The organism is Lacinutrix sp. MEBiC02595 (assembly GCF_053601555.1).
In genome coordinates this window covers 675,995-692,950 of the sequence record NZ_JBSHNU010000243.1, presented here as the reverse complement: position 1 = coordinate 692,950, position 16,956 = coordinate 675,995, and the positions used below count along the sequence as shown (strand labels likewise).

Annotated in this window: 18 protein-coding genes; 13 read left to right on the top strand and 5 right to left on the bottom strand. The window is 32.6% G+C overall.

Features of this window, described 5'->3' with window-relative positions:
- Positions 1–47: 47 nt before the first annotated feature.
- The 13 genes from serS to ACVCZW_RS16680 all read left to right on the top strand — a co-directional run bounded on the left by serS (position 48) and on the right by ACVCZW_RS16680 (position 10,987).
- Positions 48–1,319: a serine--tRNA ligase gene (gene serS, locus ACVCZW_RS16740; protein ID WP_452232966.1), complete on the top strand. Its 1,272-nt coding sequence runs from the start codon at positions 48–50 to the stop codon at positions 1,317–1,319.
- A gap of 471 nt (positions 1,320–1,790) precedes the next feature.
- A complete protein-coding gene (locus tag ACVCZW_RS16735) occupies positions 1,791–3,497 on the top strand; it encodes a tetratricopeptide repeat protein (protein WP_452232965.1) in 1,707 nt (568 codons plus the stop codon).
- A gap of 127 nt (positions 3,498–3,624) precedes the next feature.
- Positions 3,625–4,146 (top strand): GNAT family N-acetyltransferase, encoded by a 522-nt coding sequence (locus tag ACVCZW_RS16730; RefSeq protein ID WP_452232964.1) that lies wholly within the window; start codon positions 3,625–3,627, stop codon positions 4,144–4,146.
- A 78-nt stretch (positions 4,147–4,224) separates the two neighbouring features.
- The gene (locus ACVCZW_RS16725) at positions 4,225–4,560 is read left to right on the top strand and encodes a DUF4286 family protein (protein ID WP_452230834.1); all 336 of its coding nucleotides are present in this window, start codon (positions 4,225–4,227) and stop codon (positions 4,558–4,560) included.
- Between the two features lie 102 nt (positions 4,561–4,662).
- A complete protein-coding gene (gene rsmA, locus ACVCZW_RS16720; RefSeq protein ID WP_452230833.1) occupies positions 4,663–5,454 on the top strand; it encodes a 16S rRNA (adenine(1518)-N(6)/adenine(1519)-N(6))-dimethyltransferase RsmA in 792 nt (263 codons plus the stop codon).
- A 6-nt stretch (positions 5,455–5,460) separates the two neighbouring features.
- Complete coding sequence (gene mgtE / locus ACVCZW_RS16715; protein WP_452230832.1) at positions 5,461–6,834, top strand: magnesium transporter; 1,374 nt, start codon at positions 5,461–5,463, stop codon at positions 6,832–6,834.
- Positions 6,835–7,044: 210 nt separating this feature from the next.
- Complete coding sequence (locus ACVCZW_RS16710) at positions 7,045–8,004, top strand: 2-hydroxyacid dehydrogenase (protein ID WP_452230831.1); 960 nt, start codon at positions 7,045–7,047, stop codon at positions 8,002–8,004.
- Positions 8,005–8,064: 60 nt separating this feature from the next.
- On the top strand, positions 8,065–8,478 hold the full coding sequence (locus ACVCZW_RS16705; protein ID WP_452232963.1) for a hypothetical protein: 414 nt from the start codon (positions 8,065–8,067) through the stop codon (positions 8,476–8,478).
- A 15-nt stretch (positions 8,479–8,493) separates the two neighbouring features.
- Positions 8,494–8,952, top strand: a complete 459-nt coding sequence (locus ACVCZW_RS16700) for a DUF1801 domain-containing protein (RefSeq protein ID WP_452232962.1) — start codon at positions 8,494–8,496, stop codon at positions 8,950–8,952.
- Between the two features lie 51 nt (positions 8,953–9,003).
- Complete coding sequence (locus ACVCZW_RS16695) at positions 9,004–9,390, top strand: VOC family protein (protein ID WP_452232961.1); 387 nt, start codon at positions 9,004–9,006, stop codon at positions 9,388–9,390.
- A 42-nt stretch (positions 9,391–9,432) separates the two neighbouring features.
- Positions 9,433–10,020 carry a hypothetical protein gene (locus tag ACVCZW_RS16690; RefSeq protein WP_452232960.1) on the top strand — a complete coding sequence of 196 codons (588 nt, stop codon included), beginning with the start codon at positions 9,433–9,435 and terminating at the stop codon, positions 10,018–10,020.
- Between the two features lie 88 nt (positions 10,021–10,108).
- Positions 10,109–10,555, top strand: coding sequence for a YtxH domain-containing protein (locus ACVCZW_RS16685; protein WP_452232959.1), 447 nt, complete (start codon positions 10,109–10,111; stop codon positions 10,553–10,555).
- 102 nt (positions 10,556–10,657) lie between these two features.
- A complete protein-coding gene (locus ACVCZW_RS16680; RefSeq protein WP_452230825.1) occupies positions 10,658–10,987 on the top strand; it encodes an ArsR/SmtB family transcription factor in 330 nt (109 codons plus the stop codon).
- Between the two features lie 64 nt (positions 10,988–11,051).
- On the opposite strand, the gene ACVCZW_RS16675 is transcribed toward ACVCZW_RS16680, so the two are convergent.
- The 5 genes from ACVCZW_RS16675 to ACVCZW_RS16655 all read right to left on the bottom strand — a co-directional run bounded on the left by ACVCZW_RS16675 (position 11,052) and on the right by ACVCZW_RS16655 (position 16,845).
- A complete protein-coding gene (locus ACVCZW_RS16675; protein ID WP_452232958.1) occupies positions 11,052–12,101 on the bottom strand; it encodes a carboxypeptidase-like regulatory domain-containing protein in 1,050 nt (349 codons plus the stop codon).
- A gap of 87 nt (positions 12,102–12,188) precedes the next feature.
- Entirely contained in the window at positions 12,189–13,211 is a 1,023-nt protein-coding gene (locus tag ACVCZW_RS16670; protein WP_452230823.1) for a carboxypeptidase-like regulatory domain-containing protein, read from the bottom strand.
- 7 nt (positions 13,212–13,218) lie between these two features.
- Entirely contained in the window at positions 13,219–15,039 is a 1,821-nt protein-coding gene (locus ACVCZW_RS16665) for a GNAT family N-acyltransferase (RefSeq protein ID WP_452230822.1), read from the bottom strand.
- Positions 15,040–15,118: 79 nt separating this feature from the next.
- Positions 15,119–16,369 carry an aspartate kinase gene (locus ACVCZW_RS16660; protein ID WP_452232957.1) on the bottom strand — a complete coding sequence of 417 codons (1,251 nt, stop codon included), beginning with the start codon at positions 16,367–16,369 and terminating at the stop codon, positions 15,119–15,121.
- Positions 16,366–16,845, bottom strand: a complete 480-nt coding sequence (locus ACVCZW_RS16655) for an N-acetyltransferase family protein (RefSeq protein WP_452230820.1) — start codon at positions 16,843–16,845, stop codon at positions 16,366–16,368. Before ACVCZW_RS16655 ends, ACVCZW_RS16660 begins: the two co-directional genes overlap by 4 nt.
- Positions 16,846–16,956: the final 111 nt, after the last annotated feature.

Sequence of the window (16,956 nt, the reverse complement as noted above, 5' to 3'; positions counted from 1 at the left end):
TTTTACGCTTTCCTATTGGAATATATTTCAGAACAAAAAAATAAAGCATGTTACAAGTACCATTTATTAGAGAAAACAAAGATTTAGTAATTACACGTTTAGCAAAAAGAAATTTTGATGCTACACAAATAATTGAAGAAGTAATTACTTTTGATGAAGAACGTAAACAGATTCAAACAGAATTAGATGGTACTCTTGCAGAATCCAATGCTATTTCTAAAGAAATTGGTGAACTGTATAAATCTGGTCAAGCAGCAAAAGCAACTATTTTAAAGGCTAAAACTGTAGATTTAAAAGAAGCTTCCAAAGAGCTAAGTGAAAAACTAAACGCTAAAGTGGAGGCTTTAACCAACCTGTTGTATAAAATTCCTAATGTACCTCACGAATCTGTTCCAAAAGGAAACTCAGAAGACGACAACGAAGAAATTTTTAAAGAAGGAGAAATCCCTACTTTATATGATGGCGCAATGCCACATTGGGAACTTGCAAAAAAATACGACATTATAGATTTTGAGCTTGGTAATAAAATTGCTGGTGCTGGATTTCCTGTGTACAAAGGCAAAGGGGCAAGATTACAACGTGCTTTAATCGCTTATTTTTTAGATAAAAATATTGAAGCTGGCTATACAGAATATCAATTACCGCTTTTAGTAAACGAAGCATCTTGTTATGGTACTGGGCAATTACCGGATAAAGAAGGACAAATGTATCATGATTCTCGCGACGATTTATACTTAATTCCTACAGCCGAAGTTCCTGGAACAAACATCTTTAGAGATGTTATTTTAAACGAAAACGAATTACCTATTGGTATCACAGGTTACACACCTTGTTTTCGTAGAGAAGCAGGCAGTTATGGTGCACACGTGAGAGGATTAAATAGATTACATCAATTTGATAAAGTAGAAATCATTCGTGTAGAACATCCAGACAACTCCTATAACGCCTTTAATGGCATGATAGAGCACGTCAAAAATATTTTAAGAGAACTTAACTTACCATACAGAATATTAAGACTTTGTGGTGGTGATACTGGTTTTCCTTCTGCAATGACTTATGATTTTGAATTATTCTCTACAGCACAAGACCGATGGTTAGAAATTTCTAGTGTGTCTAACTTTGAGAACTACCAAGCAAACCGTTTAAAATTACGTTTTAAAAATAGCGAAGGTAAAAACGAACTTGCGCACACACTTAACGGAAGCTCTTTAGCTTTACCTAGAGTGCTAGCGGGAATTCTTGAAAACTACCAAACCGAAGATGGTATTGTTATTCCGGAAGCATTAGTACCTTATACAGGTTTTAAAATCATCAACTAAAATACGGTTGTAAAAACGCACAAAGTGTAGTAAATTCCCTCATCTTTACCGATGAAACGCTAAAATATAACGTTGTTTAACGAATATATTCTATTACGCATGGTTAATTCAAAAAAAAACCTGAGTTTTATATCATAGATTATTAAACCTTCTTAAAAAGAAAAAGATTTTACTTCTTTTCGTTTTATGGTTTAACGTTTTCGCAAAAAAATATAACGTAATAATAAGAGACAAATAAAAATGCCCCGATCAAGTATTTGAATCATGTTAAATTGACATTGATTAATAGCACAATTATTTAGATTGGTTAATGCCTGAAATAACATTTCAGGCATTTTTTTAACCTAATATTTACAATATCTACTAGTTACATTTCTTATATTTACGCAAAGTACTTGCCATAATCTTATGAAGTTTTTATATATCTTTTGTTTTCTTTTTAGTTTTCATGCTTTCGCGCAAGAGGACCTTTTGGCTAAAGAATATTTTAAAAACGGAGAATTTGAAAAAGCACAAATACTTTACAAAAAACTTTACGACAAGAACCCTACCAACTACATTTATCTTATTCAGTTAGCAAAAACACACCAACAGCTGGAGCACTTAGAGGAAGCCCAAGAACTACTACAAACATCTATTATAAAATACCCAGCATTACTCGTAGAGCTTGGCTATAATTACCAATTAAAAAAAGATGTTGAAAACACCAATATAAACTATAACAAAGCCCTAGAAGCGGTAGATATAGACGTTAATGCCGCCTACGATATTGCTCGTGCTTTTGAAGAACACTCCCTTTTAGACCAAGCCATTATTACCTATGAAAAAGCAATGCAGCTTAAACCAGCGTATAATTTTAATGTGCAATTGGCTAGAATCTATGGAGAGCAAGGCGATGTAGAAAAAATGTTTTCTAGCTATATAAATTTTATTGAAACCAATGAAAATTATGTAAACACCATAAAACGTGCTTTTAGTGAATTTATAAGCGAAGACAAGAACAACCCAAATAACATCCTCTTAAAGAAAATACTACTAAAAAAAATTCAAGAAACGCCAGACTTACTATTTAATAATTTATTAAGCTGGTTATTCATTCAGCAAAAAGAATATTACAAAGCATTTACCCAAGAAAAAGCCATCTTTAAAAGAAATCCGGAAAGCTTATACAGAATAGAAAATGTAGCTTTAATAGCAACTAATGAGAACCAAGATGCTATTGCTATAGAAATTTTCGAGTACATTATAGAAACTTCGCAAGACCCAGAAATTACTTTAAAAACAGAAAATAATATTTTAAAAATAAAAACTAAAAACGCAGACCCTAAAGACTATCCCGACCTAAATGAAAAATATATAAACCTTTTAGAAACCTATGGTAAATTTGCGGGTACCATTCCATTACAAATAGCCTATGCGCATTTTTTAGCTTTCCATTTAAACGATACAACACAAGCAATTCAATTTTTAAAAGAAAGTTTAGAACAGCGATTAACAACGTATCAAGCTTCCGAAGTAAAATTAGAATTGGCAGACATTTTAGTATTTGAGGAAAAATTTAACGAAGCATTAATTTATTATACCCAAATTCAGCGAAGCTTAAAAAATAGTACCATATCTCAAGAAGCACGTTTTAAAGTAGCAAAAACAAGCTACTATAAAGGTGATTTTAAATGGGCAGAATCCCAATTAAAAATTCTAAAATCTTCCACTTCGCAACTGATTGCAAACGATGCATTGGATTTAAAATTACTGATTTCAGATAACAAATACGAAGACTCTACACAAACCGCCTTAAAACTATATGCTAAAGCAGATTTGTATGCCTATCAGCATAAAACGCAAGAAGCAATTAACGTACTAGACAAAATTATGGAAGCGCATAAAACCGAAACTATAATAGATCAAGCACTATACAAACAAGCACAACTTTTTGAAAGCAAAAAACAATACCAAAAAGCAGCCAATAATTATGCAAAAATCATAAAAGATTATAAAGAAGAAATTCTTGCAGATGATGCACTTTTTTATCTAGCAAAATTATACAACGATCATTTAGCGCAACCAGAAAAGGCAAAAGAACTGTACGAACAAATCATCTTTAATCATCAAGACAGCATTTACTTTATAGAAGCCAGAAAAAATTTCAGGATGCTTCGTGGTGATGCTATTAATTAGTTGTTAGTTGTTAGTTGTTAGTTGTTAGTTGTTAGTTGTTAGTTGTTAGTTGTTAGTTGTTAGTTGTTAGTTAAAATTGTCACTTCGAACTTTCTAATCCATACAGAAATCCAAAAAAAAAAAAAAAATGATCGTAGCCGAAACAGAAAGACTAACCATATCTAAATTTTCTATAGACGATGCTCCTTTCTTTTTAGAGTTAGTAAACACACCACATTGGCTTAAATATATTGGTGACCGAAATGTAAAATCTATAGAAGAGGCAGAACAACGTATTACCGAAAGTCACATAAAAAGCTATAATACCAACGGATTTGGTTTTTATGTACTCCGATTAAAAGAAGGAGACAACCAACCTATTGGTACTTGCGGACTCCTAAAACGCGATACACTAGAACATGTAGATATTGGTTTTGCAATGCTTCCAGAAAATGAAGGAAAAGGCTATGGTTATGAAGCTTCTATAGCAGTTTTAAAGCTAGCAAAAGAAGTTTTCAAACTTCAAACTATTGTAGCAATTACTTTACCTACAAACGCTCCTTCTATTAAATTGATAGAAAAATTAGGATTAACCTATCAAAAACGAGTGAAACCTTTTGATAGTGAAGAAGAACTTCTGTTATTTGCAAAAACTTTAAACGAACACTAAAACTTCCAGAACTAGAAGTCGATATCCACGGGAATACCGATCTAGAAGCTACAGGTGACAAAAAAGAAATAAGAAACTATGAAACAAACAAAATATATCTATAACGTTACTCTAAATTTTGAAGAAGATATTCATGACGAATGGTTAATTTGGATAAAAGAACACATTCCACAAGTACTTGGAACAGGGAAATTTGAAAAAGCAACGTTAACCAAAGTATTAGTAGAAGACAAAATAGAAGGCCACACCTACTCTATTCAGTACACCAGTTATTCCAGAGAAGCTTTAGATGCGTATTATAAAGAAGATGCAGAACGCCTAAGAACAGAAGGACAAAAAAAGTTTGCAGATAAAATGCTAGCTTTTAGAACAGAACTTCAAATTGTAGATGAATACCATGTTACTTTTAAATAGCCTAATTTTGTCGTTCTAAATAACACGAACCTATTTAGCGGTACAAAAAGCAAAAGCCTGCTCTTCATTGGAGTTAGCATTAACAGATTAAACAATAATTACGTGGCACATAACCATCAAGTAAAAGCAAAAAAAAAATTAGGGCAGCACTTTTTAAAAGACGAAGACATTGCGCAAAAAATTGCAGATTCCCTAACGCTAAAAAACTACAAAACCGTTTTAGAGATTGGTCCGGGAATGGGTGTTTTAACAAAGTATTTACTTAAAAAAGAGGTTACCACACACGTCATAGAAATAGATACCGAATCTGTAGAATACCTAAAAAACAACTACTTAACTCTAGCATCTAGAATTATAGAAAAAGATTTTTTAAAGTACGATTTAAACGAGGTTTTTAAAGGAGAACCTTTTGCTATAATTGGTAACTTCCCGTATAATATTTCTACGCAAATCGTTTTTAAAACATTAGAAATGCGCGATCAAATTCCAGAGTTTTCTGGTATGTTTCAAAAAGAAGTAGCACAACGTATTTGCTCTAAAGAAGGATCTAAAGTCTACGGGATTCTTTCCGTTTTAACGCAAGCTTTCTATGATGCCGAATATTTATTCACCGTGCCACCAGCAGTTTTTAATCCGCCTCCAAGAGTAGAATCTGGAGTACTTCGTCTTACAAGAAAAAAGGATTACAGTTTAGCTTGTGATGAAAAGATGCTTTTTAAAGTAGTAAAAACTGCTTTTCAGCAACGAAGAAAAACACTTCGTAACAGTTTAAAAACACTCAATTTATCTGATAGTTTAAGAGAAGATGCTATCTTTGGCAAACGCCCAGAACAATTAAGTGTCGCACAGTTTATTGCGCTCACTACTTTAATTGAAAATGATGTAAAAGATTAGGATTTAGTGGAAGAAAATAACGAAAATATTAAGTTTCAAATAAGTGAAGAGCTTATTGAGCAAGTAGCACAATTGGTAGATGCTAGAAATGACGACGCACTTTCTAATCTATTAAATGATTTTCATCATGCCGATATTGCAGAAATTCTAGATGAAATTAATCTAGAACAAGCTACTTATATTTTCAAACTTTTAGATAGCGAAAAAACATCCGAAATTCTTTTAGAACTAGATGATGACAATCGTGAAAAAATACTAGCTAATCTTTCCGTAAAAGAAATTGCCGAAGAACTAGAAGAACTAGATACCGATGATGCTGCCGATATTATTTCCGAACTTCCAGAAGCACGTCAAGAACACGTAATTGCCCAAATTGAAGATGCCGAACACGCAGCAGATATTCAAGAGCTTTTAACCTATGATGAAGATGTTGCCGGAGGACTCATGGCAAAAGAATTGGTAAAAGTAAACGAAAACTGGACTATTAATAGATGCGTAAAAGAAATGCGTGCGCAAGCAGAAGATGTAACACGCGTACACTCCATATATGTTGTAGATAATGCCGGAAAACTAATTGGTCGCTTATCGCTAAAAGACCTGTTAATGGCTTCTACAAAAGCACATATTTCTGACGTTTACATCCCAAAAGTAGATTATGTAGATGTGCACGAAGATGTAGAAGAAGTTGCCAAAATCATGCAAAAATATGATTTAGAAGCAATTCCTGTAGTCGATGTAAATAAAACATTAGTTGGTCGAATTACCATTGATGATATTGTAGATGTTATTCGAGAAGAAGCCGAAAAAGATTACCAACTAGCAGCAGGTATTTCCCGCGATGTAGAAGCAGATGATAGTATCTGGAAACTAACAAAAGCACGCCTACCTTGGCTATTAATTGGTATGTTTGGTGGTTTAGGTGCTGCAAGTATTATTGAGCATTTTAACCAAGACATGGGCAGTTTTATTGTGCTCTTAAGTTTTGTGCCTTTAATACAGGCAACTGCCGGAAATGTTGGTGTACAATCCTCTGCAATTGTTGTGCAAGGTTTAGCAAATGACAGCATAGATGGTAATATTTTAAAACGCCTTTTTAAAGAATTTCTTTTAGGTTTAGTAAACGGTTTCGCCATCGCAGTTATAGGTTTACTCATCACACATTTTGTATTTGGTACACCATATGTAGTCTCTATAACCATAGCAATAGCACTAGTTGCAGTGATAGTAATGGCAGCACTTATTGGCACATTTATCCCGATTTTTTTAGACAAAAGAGGTATTGATCCTGCCGTAGCAACCGGACCATTTATCACCACCAGTAATGACGTATTTGGTATACTATTATACTTTTCCATCGCAAAACTTATTTTAGGTTTTTAATAATTATGGCGTTACCACAAGGGTCGCGCTTTCACTACTCGCTTTTTTATGAAAAATAAAAAGAGCTCAAACATGCCGTTCAATCCCTAACGCAAATACAAAACAACAAAGAGCATCTTTCCTGTTAAAAAAACAGAATACGAAAGCGTAAAATATTGTACTTTTACTTTATAGAAAAGCAATTCGATTACACTTTCGCACAAAAAAACCATGAAAATCCTTCACTTAGATTCCAACCACCCACTTTTAATAAATCAATTAAACGATTTAGGCTTTACTAATCACGAAGATTACACATCTTCAAAACAAGACATTCTTAATAAAATACACGAGTATGATGGCTTTATAATACGAAGTCGTTTTAGCATAGATAAAACCTTTCTAGATGCCGCAACCAACCTAAAATTTATAGGCCGTGTTGGTGCAGGATTAGAAAACATAGATTGTGATTATGCAAAAAGCAAAGGCATCCATTTAATTTCGGCTCCAGAAGGAAACAGAAACGCAGTTGGTGAGCATAGTTTAGCCATGTTACTTAGTTTATTTAACAAACTCAATAAAGCAGATCAAGAAGTACGGGCTGGTAAATGGTTACGCGAAGAAAACAGAGGAATCGAACTAGACGGAAAAACCGTTGGTCTTATTGGTTATGGTAACATGGGAAAAGCATTTGCAAAAAAGCTTCGTGGTTTTGAAATAGATGTTTTATGCTATGATTTAAAAGATAACGTTGGAGATGCTAATGCAGAACAAGTCCCTTTAGAAGTGCTTTTTAATGAGGCAGATGTAATTAGCCTACATACCCCAGAAACTCCTTTAACCACGAATATGGTGGACGCAGATTTTATTAACAAATTCGCCAAACCATTCTGGTTTATCAATACCGCAAGAGGAAAAAGCGTCGTTACTAAAGATGTAGTTTCCGCTTTGCAATCCGGTAAAATTTTAGGAGCAGGACTCGATGTTTTAGAATACGAAAAAGCTTCGTTCGAAAATTTATTTAAAAAAAGTGTCACATCGAGCGCAATTGAGATGCCAGAAGCATTTCAGTATTTAATACAAGCAGAAAACGTTTTACTTTCTCCGCATGTTGCAGGTTGGACTATAGAAAGTAAAGAAAAACTAGCACAAACTATAGTAGATAAAATACAACTTTTTTTTAAGCTTTAGCAAGGTTCATTTTTCATAAAAATAAATTCACTAAATTTAAATCACTAAAAACCATCAACGATGCATCCTATCCTTAGAAATATTTTAGCAGTAATCTTCGGCTGGTTCGGTGGTAGTCTTATAAACATGTCCCTTATTCAATTAGGAAATAAACTATTCCCAATTCAAGGTATCGACCCAAATGACATGCATGCTTTGGCAGAAGTAATGCCAACGCTAGAAGCGCATCATTTTATTTTTCCATTTTTAGGGCATGCTTTAGGTTCGCTTATTGGAGCACTAATTGCTGGTCTTATAGCATTTAATCATAAAATGAAATTTGCGTTAGCTATCGGAGTACTATTTTTATTAGGAGGTATTGCTGTAAATTATATGTTACCAGGACCAACATGGTTTGCCTTTACAGATGTTGTAATAGCTTATATTCCAATGGCTTGGCTTGGTGGAAAAATAGCAACTAGAAAATCCAACTAAACGAGTTGATATACCATGCAATACGAAGCAAGTTCACCAGAAGATTATATAAATCAAGTCCCAGAAGAAAGACAAACGGTTTTAAAAAAATTACGCAAAACCATTACAGATAATTTACCAAAAGGTTTTGAAGAAGTAATTTCTTATGGTATGATTGGCTATGTGGTACCACATACTATATATCCCGATGGTTATCATTGTGATCCAAAAACACCATTGCCTTTTATGAGTTTTGCTTCACAAAAGAATTCTATAAACCTATACCATATGGGCATTTATGCAAAACCAGAGATACATGATTGGTTTGTTTCCGAATATCCAAAACACTGCAAACGCAAATTAGATATGGGGAAAAGCTGTATCCGATTTAAAAAAATAGAAGAAATTCCGTTCCATTTAATTGCAGAACTATGTACCAAATTAACGGTAAAAGATTGGGTTGGTATTTATGAAAACAATATCAAAAAGAAATAAAGGATACATTAATAAGATTCCCTTTTTCAAGGGAATGAAAAAACATTTTCAATGAAAAAACGAGTTACAGGAATTGGCGGGTTATTCTTTAAAACGAAAGATCCAAAAGCAGCAAAAGATTGGTACAAAAAACATTTAGGTTTTAATACCGACGATTACGGATCTACTTTTTGGTGGAAAGACAAAGAAGGAAAAGACTGCTCTACACAATGGAGTCCTTTTGCAACAGATTCCAAACATTTTGAACCTTCTAAAAAAGACTTTATGTTTAACTATCGTGTAGAAAACTTAAAGGAATTATTAGCAACTTTAAAAGAAGAAGGCGTTACTATTATTGGTGAAATGGAAGAATACGAATATGGGAAATTTGGGTGGATTTTAGATAACGACGGCAACAAAATTGAACTTTGGGAACCAATAGATAAAGCGTTTCTATAAATAAAAACCGTTAACTTCAATAACATTTTAAATTAAAACACCATGGCTACAAAAAATAAAAACATAGAAGATAAAATAAACGATCCAATAGATAATATAGCAAACTCGCTAGATAATGCTGCAGATGCTATTGCAAATAAATCGGAAAATTTAAAAGAAAATGCTAATGAATCTTTAGAAAATGCAAAAAATAAAGCAAGTACATTAGCAGAGGAAGCTGGAGAAAAACTAGAAGATTTTGCCGAGGATACTAAAGAAGCTTTTACAAATGCTAAAGACAAAGCCAATGCCTTTTTAGAAGGTGATGCTAAGGAAGCTATAGATGCTGCCAAAGTAAAAGCTAGCGAGTTTGCAGAAGACGCCAAAGAAGCGTTTACAAATGCTAAAGACAAAGCCAACCAATTTATTGAAGGTGATGCTAAAGAAGCTATGGATACTGCCAAAGTAAAAGCTGGTGAGTTTGCAGAAGATGCAAAGGAAGCTTTTGACAACGTAGCAGAGAAAACAACAGAATTTGCAAATGAGGCTAGCGAAAAATTAGAGGACTTAGCCGAAGATGCTAAAGAAGCATTGGAAGAAACAAAAGTGAAAACAAAAAGTTTTTTTCAAAGACTTTTTGGCCCTAAATAGATAATAAACAAACAATTAAACATAAGCTAGATGAGAATCTAGCTTTTTTTCATTAATTTAGAAGTCAATCAATTAAACCACAAAACTAATGGCAGACGAAAAAAATTTAAGCGATGACCTAGAGGATATGATAGGTGACGTAAAGGAAGGAGCAAAAAAAGCAGCGCATAAAGCTAGTGATTTTGCCGAGGACGCTAAGGAAAAAGCAAGCGACTTTGCCGAAGATGCCAAAGAAGTATTAAGCGATAGTAAAAATGTTGCTATTATTGCACACCTAACTATAATTGGATGGGTGATAGCTTTAGTCATGAATAATGGAGAAAAGAAATCAGAATATGGTTCTTTTTATATTAGACAAGTTTTAGGTTTAGGTCTTTGTTTATTACTATTAGGTTTTATTCCGTTAGTCGGCTGGATTTTAAGTTTAGTTCTAGTTATACTTTGGGTAATGAGTTTAATAGGAGCTTTAAGTGGGGAAAAGAAATTAACCCCAATTTTGGGCGAATACTTTCAAGATTGGTTTAAATCTCTTTAACATATAAAAAGCCAAAACATAAGTTTTGGCTTTTTTATTATAACTCATATCGTAATATTGCAATATTACTATTATATTTATACTTTATATAAAACTAAACGTATGGGATCTACCAAATTAAACATTCATGAAGCAGAAAATAATTACTTAGCCAAAGTCGCTAAAGTGTTTAGCCATCCTGCAAGAGTTGCTATTATAAAATATATTAGTTGTTGCGAGTCTGGTTGTATTTGTAATGATATTGTTAAAGAAATTGGTTTAGCGCAACCTACTATTTCGCAGCACTTAAGTGAAATAAAAAAAATTGGCTTATTAGACCAATCTGCTAGTGGTAAAAGTTTAAGTTATTCGATTAATACCGAAAAGCTAAATGCTTGTAGAAGACTTATGAATGACTTTTTTGTGAAAATTCAAGTACACGCAAGTGCTTAAGAAGCGGTTCTATTTCCCCTATAAATAAAGGTAAACTATAAAATAGTCTTACCCAGAATTTCAATTAAAATAGGTTAGTTTCTAAACGAAAATCTAATGGTAATGCATCTGACATTCTATTTACAGACATATCTCCACTAAAATTTAGGCTTTTTATTGGACTATAAACACCTAATGCATCTACCGTAAATTCTTCAGCAATAGGAAGAATAGAAGAACGCCTTCTATTTTTATAAACCACTTCCATTTCTTTTGAAATTCGCACTTTAACCAAACCTTCTCTTTCCGTCTTGCGAATAGAGATATAATGTTCTGGTGCTACTTTACTTCCTTCCTGTAAAATAACAAATTCCTCTTCCTCTAATTGATCATTTACCAATGCTCTCATAAAATGTAATATAGAGCCATCAAATGCTTTGTTTCTTTTTTCTAAAATCTTCGGATTCGTTTCTTCTTCTATATCACTAAACAGGGTCGTTCCGGCATAAAAAACGGTCTCCACTTGGTACACTTTTTTTTTGGTTTTAAGATTATTGCCTACAAGTACTTCCCGAAGCGTGTAATCTATTGAAAATTCTTGTAAATCATATTTAATCTTATAATTCAAACTCTTGTTTAGGACTATTATAGGCTTACTTGCATAGGCTACTAATTGCTTTTTAGGACTATTATAATACAACGTTATATCTGCTTCGTTTAAAATTTTACAAGATTTAGCATTTTTAGTGCTACCCAAAAATTGCTCTTTAAATTCCTTCATTTTTTTCGTTCTGCTCCATTCGTCTTTAACTTCTAAAACAACTTCATCTAAAGAATTTAAATCTTCTTCTAAATAAAAAACATAGTCTTCCTTTGGCTTACACTCTTGATTAATTATTTTTTTATACCCCAAATAGGATATTACTAAAGGAGAAGTCGTATTACTAGAATAATCAATCTTAAAATATCCTTTATTATTAGTAACGGCGCCAATTGTAGTATTATCAAAGTAAATAGAAACGCTTTCTAAAGGCTGTTTTGTATTCTTATCATAAACATGACCTTGAATGGTTTGCGCAAAAGAAGCAACACACAAAAATATAGTAAGCAGCAATAAAACGTATTTTTTGATCATGATTTCAGGTTAGAATTAGAACTATTTATATCATAAATTTCATTCTTAAAAGAACCAATTACCATAGAAATGAAGTACAATATAACACTAAAATTGATAATCTGCGGGTAACATAGTCGCTATTCTTTTATTACCAAAGTAGCCACTAAAAAACATTTTATCTACAGGTGCGTGTATTCCATAACTGTCTATCAAAAACACATTAGAATCTGCTTTAGTAACAAGCGTAGATTGTACATTTTTATCATAGGAAATAACAATTTCTCTATTCTCTACGGTAAGTTTTACGTTTTGATCTTCTTGATCTTCAACAATTAAATAGGTATAGGCATTTACTGGGAAAAACAGATTAGAAGTTCCGGAAGGGTCTTTTATAAAAATCTCAAAATTATTCTCTAAGAGTTTCTTTTTTGCCAAAGACCTCATAAAGTGAAGCGCAGAGCCTAAATATTCCTTTTCTCGTTGTACATTATGTTTCTTCTTGGTTCTTTTATTCTGCTCCGCAAATAAACTTGTTCCACTGTAGACCACACTTTCAACCAATTTTAACCCACTTAAACTTTGTTTAAATTTAATTTCAAAATCTACTAAATTATATTTTACATCATACCCTAAATGCTTATTCTTAATAAGAATTGGGACTTCACAGTATGCGTACAATATATCTTCAGATGCTATATAAATTAACCGAATGGCATCTTCATTACTAATCTTACAAGAGGAAGACGACATATCATTACCCAGAAATTCTCTTCTAAATATTTTTAGTTTTTTTTCTCTACTCCAATAATCTCTTTCTAATACAACTTCATTTAAACTGGTTGCTTTTTCTTTTAAATAAACCACATCTAATCCTCTTATTTCGTCTAAAGAAAATAACCTGGTTTCATAACCAACAAAACTAATTACTAAAGTAGCATTTGGAGAGACTTTGTCTGTTATTGTGAAATAGCCTTTTGTATTTGTAGTTGTACCTATAGTCGTTTCATTAAAATACACAGATACCGCTTCTAATGGTTCTTTTGTATTCGCATCTAAAACCATATTTTTAATTTCCTGGGAATACGAAAAACAAGAAAACATTAGTAAAATCCCAAGGATACTTTTCATTTTAAACTTATTCTTCTTCAGAGTTCTCACTAGTAAACTTGCGTTCTAATTCGGCTTGAAATTCTTCCATAACTGGACGAACAGTACTTTCTGGTAAGTCAGCAATTTTAATATACATTAAACCATCTACCGCATTATTAAATAAAGGATCTACGTTAAAAGCGACCAACCTAGCATTCTGTTTAATGTATTTTTTAAGCAACACAGGAAGTCGTAATGCACCTGGTTCTACTTCGTCTATAATTTTATCAAACTTGTTTAAATCTGCTTCCGCGGCATCAAAAACAAAGTCTTTATCTGCATCTTTTAAAACGACTTTAAATTCTTTTTTAGGATGCACATATTGCGCAACGTAAGGATCGTAGTAATTGGATTTCATAAACTCGATCATTAAAGATTTTGAGAAATTTGAAAACTGATTACTAATACTTACACCACCAATTAAAAATTTATGTTCCGGATAACGCAATGTAGTATGTACAATTCCTTTCCAAAGCAAAAATAAAGGCATTGGTTTTTGTTGGTAACTTTTAATAATGAAAGCCCTACCCATTTCTATAGATTGGCTCATCATTTTATATAATTCTGGCTCAAATCGAAACAAATCTTGAAGGTAAAATCCATCAATACCATATTTAGCAAATATTTGAGAACCAAGTCCCATTCTATATGCTCCGGCTAAGGTATTGGTGACGTTATCCCAAAGAAACATGTGGTGGTAATAGTTGTCAAAATCATCTAAATCGATAGCTTCATTAGTACCTTCACCGACTTCTCTAAATGTAATTTCTCGTAGACGACCAATTTCATGAAGTACATTAGGAATTTTGCTTGCTGGCGTTAAAAAGACTTCATAGTTTTTACTTTGCAACAACCTTAAATCATCTTGTCTTAAGGCTTCCACTTCTTCTATCATAGATTCCTTACTTACCGGAGTCACAATACGCTTTGGCGGTTTTGCTGGCGTTTTTAATGTATTAGAAAGATTCTCTAAAATTTTAGGTTCATCTTCAAAAGCATGCGATAACATGTAGGTTTTCTTCCTTAAAAACTCCGAAAGACTTTCAATAGTTTCGTGCTCCTCTTGGTCTTTTACACTAATTGGTTTTCCTATTCGTACTTTAATAGTTCTACGTTTTTGTGTTAAAACTTCGGATGGTAATTTTGCAGTTCTAAACGTATCGCTAATTTTGGATAGCTTATAAAACAATTTCGAATTTTTGGCATGAAAATAAATGGGTACTACAGGAACTTCTGCTTTTTTAATAAGCTTGATTGCTGTTTCTTCCCAAGGTTTATCGACTACCAACTTACCATCTCTATAGGTAGAAACTTCTCCCGCGGGGAACAAACCAAGTGGGTGCCCATCACGTAAATGCAAAATAGAATTTTTAAAACCAGCAACACTAGACTTCACATCTTTCCTGTCTTCAAAAGGATTTACAGGCATAATATAAGGTTTCATTGGCGCAATGCGATGAAGCAAGAAGTTTGCAATTATTTTAAAGTCTTTTCTTTGCTCTAACATCAACTTTAAAAGCAAAACACCATCTATTCCACCAAGCGGATGGTTAGAGACCGTTATATATGCGCCATCTTTTGGCAAACGTTTTAAATCTTCTTCAGGAATTTCGAATTTTATCTGGAATTCATCTAAAATAGCTTCTAAAAAAGGCAAACCTTCTAAATGCTTATTTCTATTGTACACTCTATTTAAGGTCGATATTTTTAAAACCTTCATTAAAAGCCAACCAAAGAATGTACCAAGAAAACCATACTTATCTACGTGTATGGCTTTTGCTACTTCTTTTGCTGTTACTAGACTCATATTTGTTTTTTTATGCTAATATTTTTACACTTTCTTACGTACGGAAAAATATATACGCAAGCGCAAATGTAATAAATGTTTACTTAGTAACGATCTGCGTAGTGGATTGCGTTAATTGTTTTAAAAGCACCACCTTATCTTTCTCCAATTGCTTAACCACCTGATCATTACTATGTCTAATAGTATATAACGAAACATCTTCGTTATAAACCACTCTAAATTTCGCTTTTAAATGTTGGATCAATTTACCTAAATTATTATAATTGTTTTCTATACACACTGAAAAACTAATTGCCGAGTTTTGTATGACATCTACTTTCATTTTATATAAATGAAGCAAACTAAATATTTCGCTAATATTTTCTTCTACGATATACGAGAAATCTAAAGACGAAAGCGAAATTAACACCTGATTTTTCTTAACTATAAAACAAGGTATTTTGGGATCTAAATCTACACCTTTACTCACCTTAGTTCCTGCGGCTTCCGGATTTAAAAAAGACTTTACATACAAAGGGATTTCCTTTTGCTGCAAAGGCTGCAAGGTTTTAGGGTGAATTACAGAAGCACCATAAAAAGCCAACTCAATCGCTTCTCTATAGGATATTTTGTTTAGCAATTGTGCATTTTCAAAATAACGCGGGTCTGCATTTAAAACACCTGGTACATCTTTCCAAATCGTTACGCTTTCCGCATTTAAACAATAGGCAAAAATGGCTGCGGTATAATCACTTCCTTCTCTTCCTAAAGTAGTTGTGAAATTATTAGCATCGCTACCAATAAAACCTTGCGTAATGTTTAACGTATTGGTATTAAATTTAGCACTAATTTGGGCTTGCGTTATTTCCCAATTTACATTTGCTCTTCGATAGTAATTATCTGTTTTAATGTATTCTCTTACATCTAACCAACTATTTATTAAACCTACTTCATTAAAATAGGCACTAATAATTATTGTAGATGCTAACTCACCATAACATATCGTTTGATCATAAACATAATTATAATCTGGCGATTTATTAGTTTTAAAAAAGGAATCTAATTCGTCTAATAAAGCACTTATTCTAGCAAACACCACATGATTCTCATTCGTAAATAAATCTAATAAAATTTCATTGTGAAACTTTTTCACTTCTTGAATAGCACTTTGTAATGCGGCTTTATCTTTATAATATTTATCTATAACTAGCTCTAAAGCATTGGTGATTTTACCCATTGCCGAAACCACAATTAAGGTATTTTCAAAACCAACAGTTTGTAAGGTTTTCACTAAGTTTTTTACACCTTCCGCATCTTTAATAGATGCGCCTCCAAATTTAAAAACTATCATATATTTAATAAATAATTTTTAATTCCCATTTCATCCAATTGCACCACATCCCAATTACGAAGTACATTTGCCCCTTTTTGTTCATAGAAACTAATTGCAGGCTCATTCCAATCAATAACTTCCCAGTTGATTCTTTTTACACCAAGTTTATTCCCATAGATAACCACTTGATTCAAAAGTAAAGTACCAAGTCCTTTGCCTCTATATTTTTGACTTACAATAAGATCTTCAAGGTGTATTATTTTTCCTTTCCAAGTAGAATATCTGTCATAAACCACAGCGATACCTGCAATTTCATTCTGGTATTCCGCAACAAAACATTTAAAAACAGGACTCGTTCCAAATCCGTCTTTTTCTAAATCCTGTACCGTTACCTCTACGGCATTCGGTTCCTTTTCAAAAACTGCCAATTCTACAATTAAACCTAAGATTTGTTTTGCATCTTTTATAGTTGCCTCTCTAATTATAAAGTCCATCTGCTTATTTTATTCTCAAATATAGTTTAAAGCCATTAATTTTTATGCATTAAAGTAAAACGATAACGTTATAGTTTGCTAAAAAAAGCGATATTTGTACAAACTATTAAA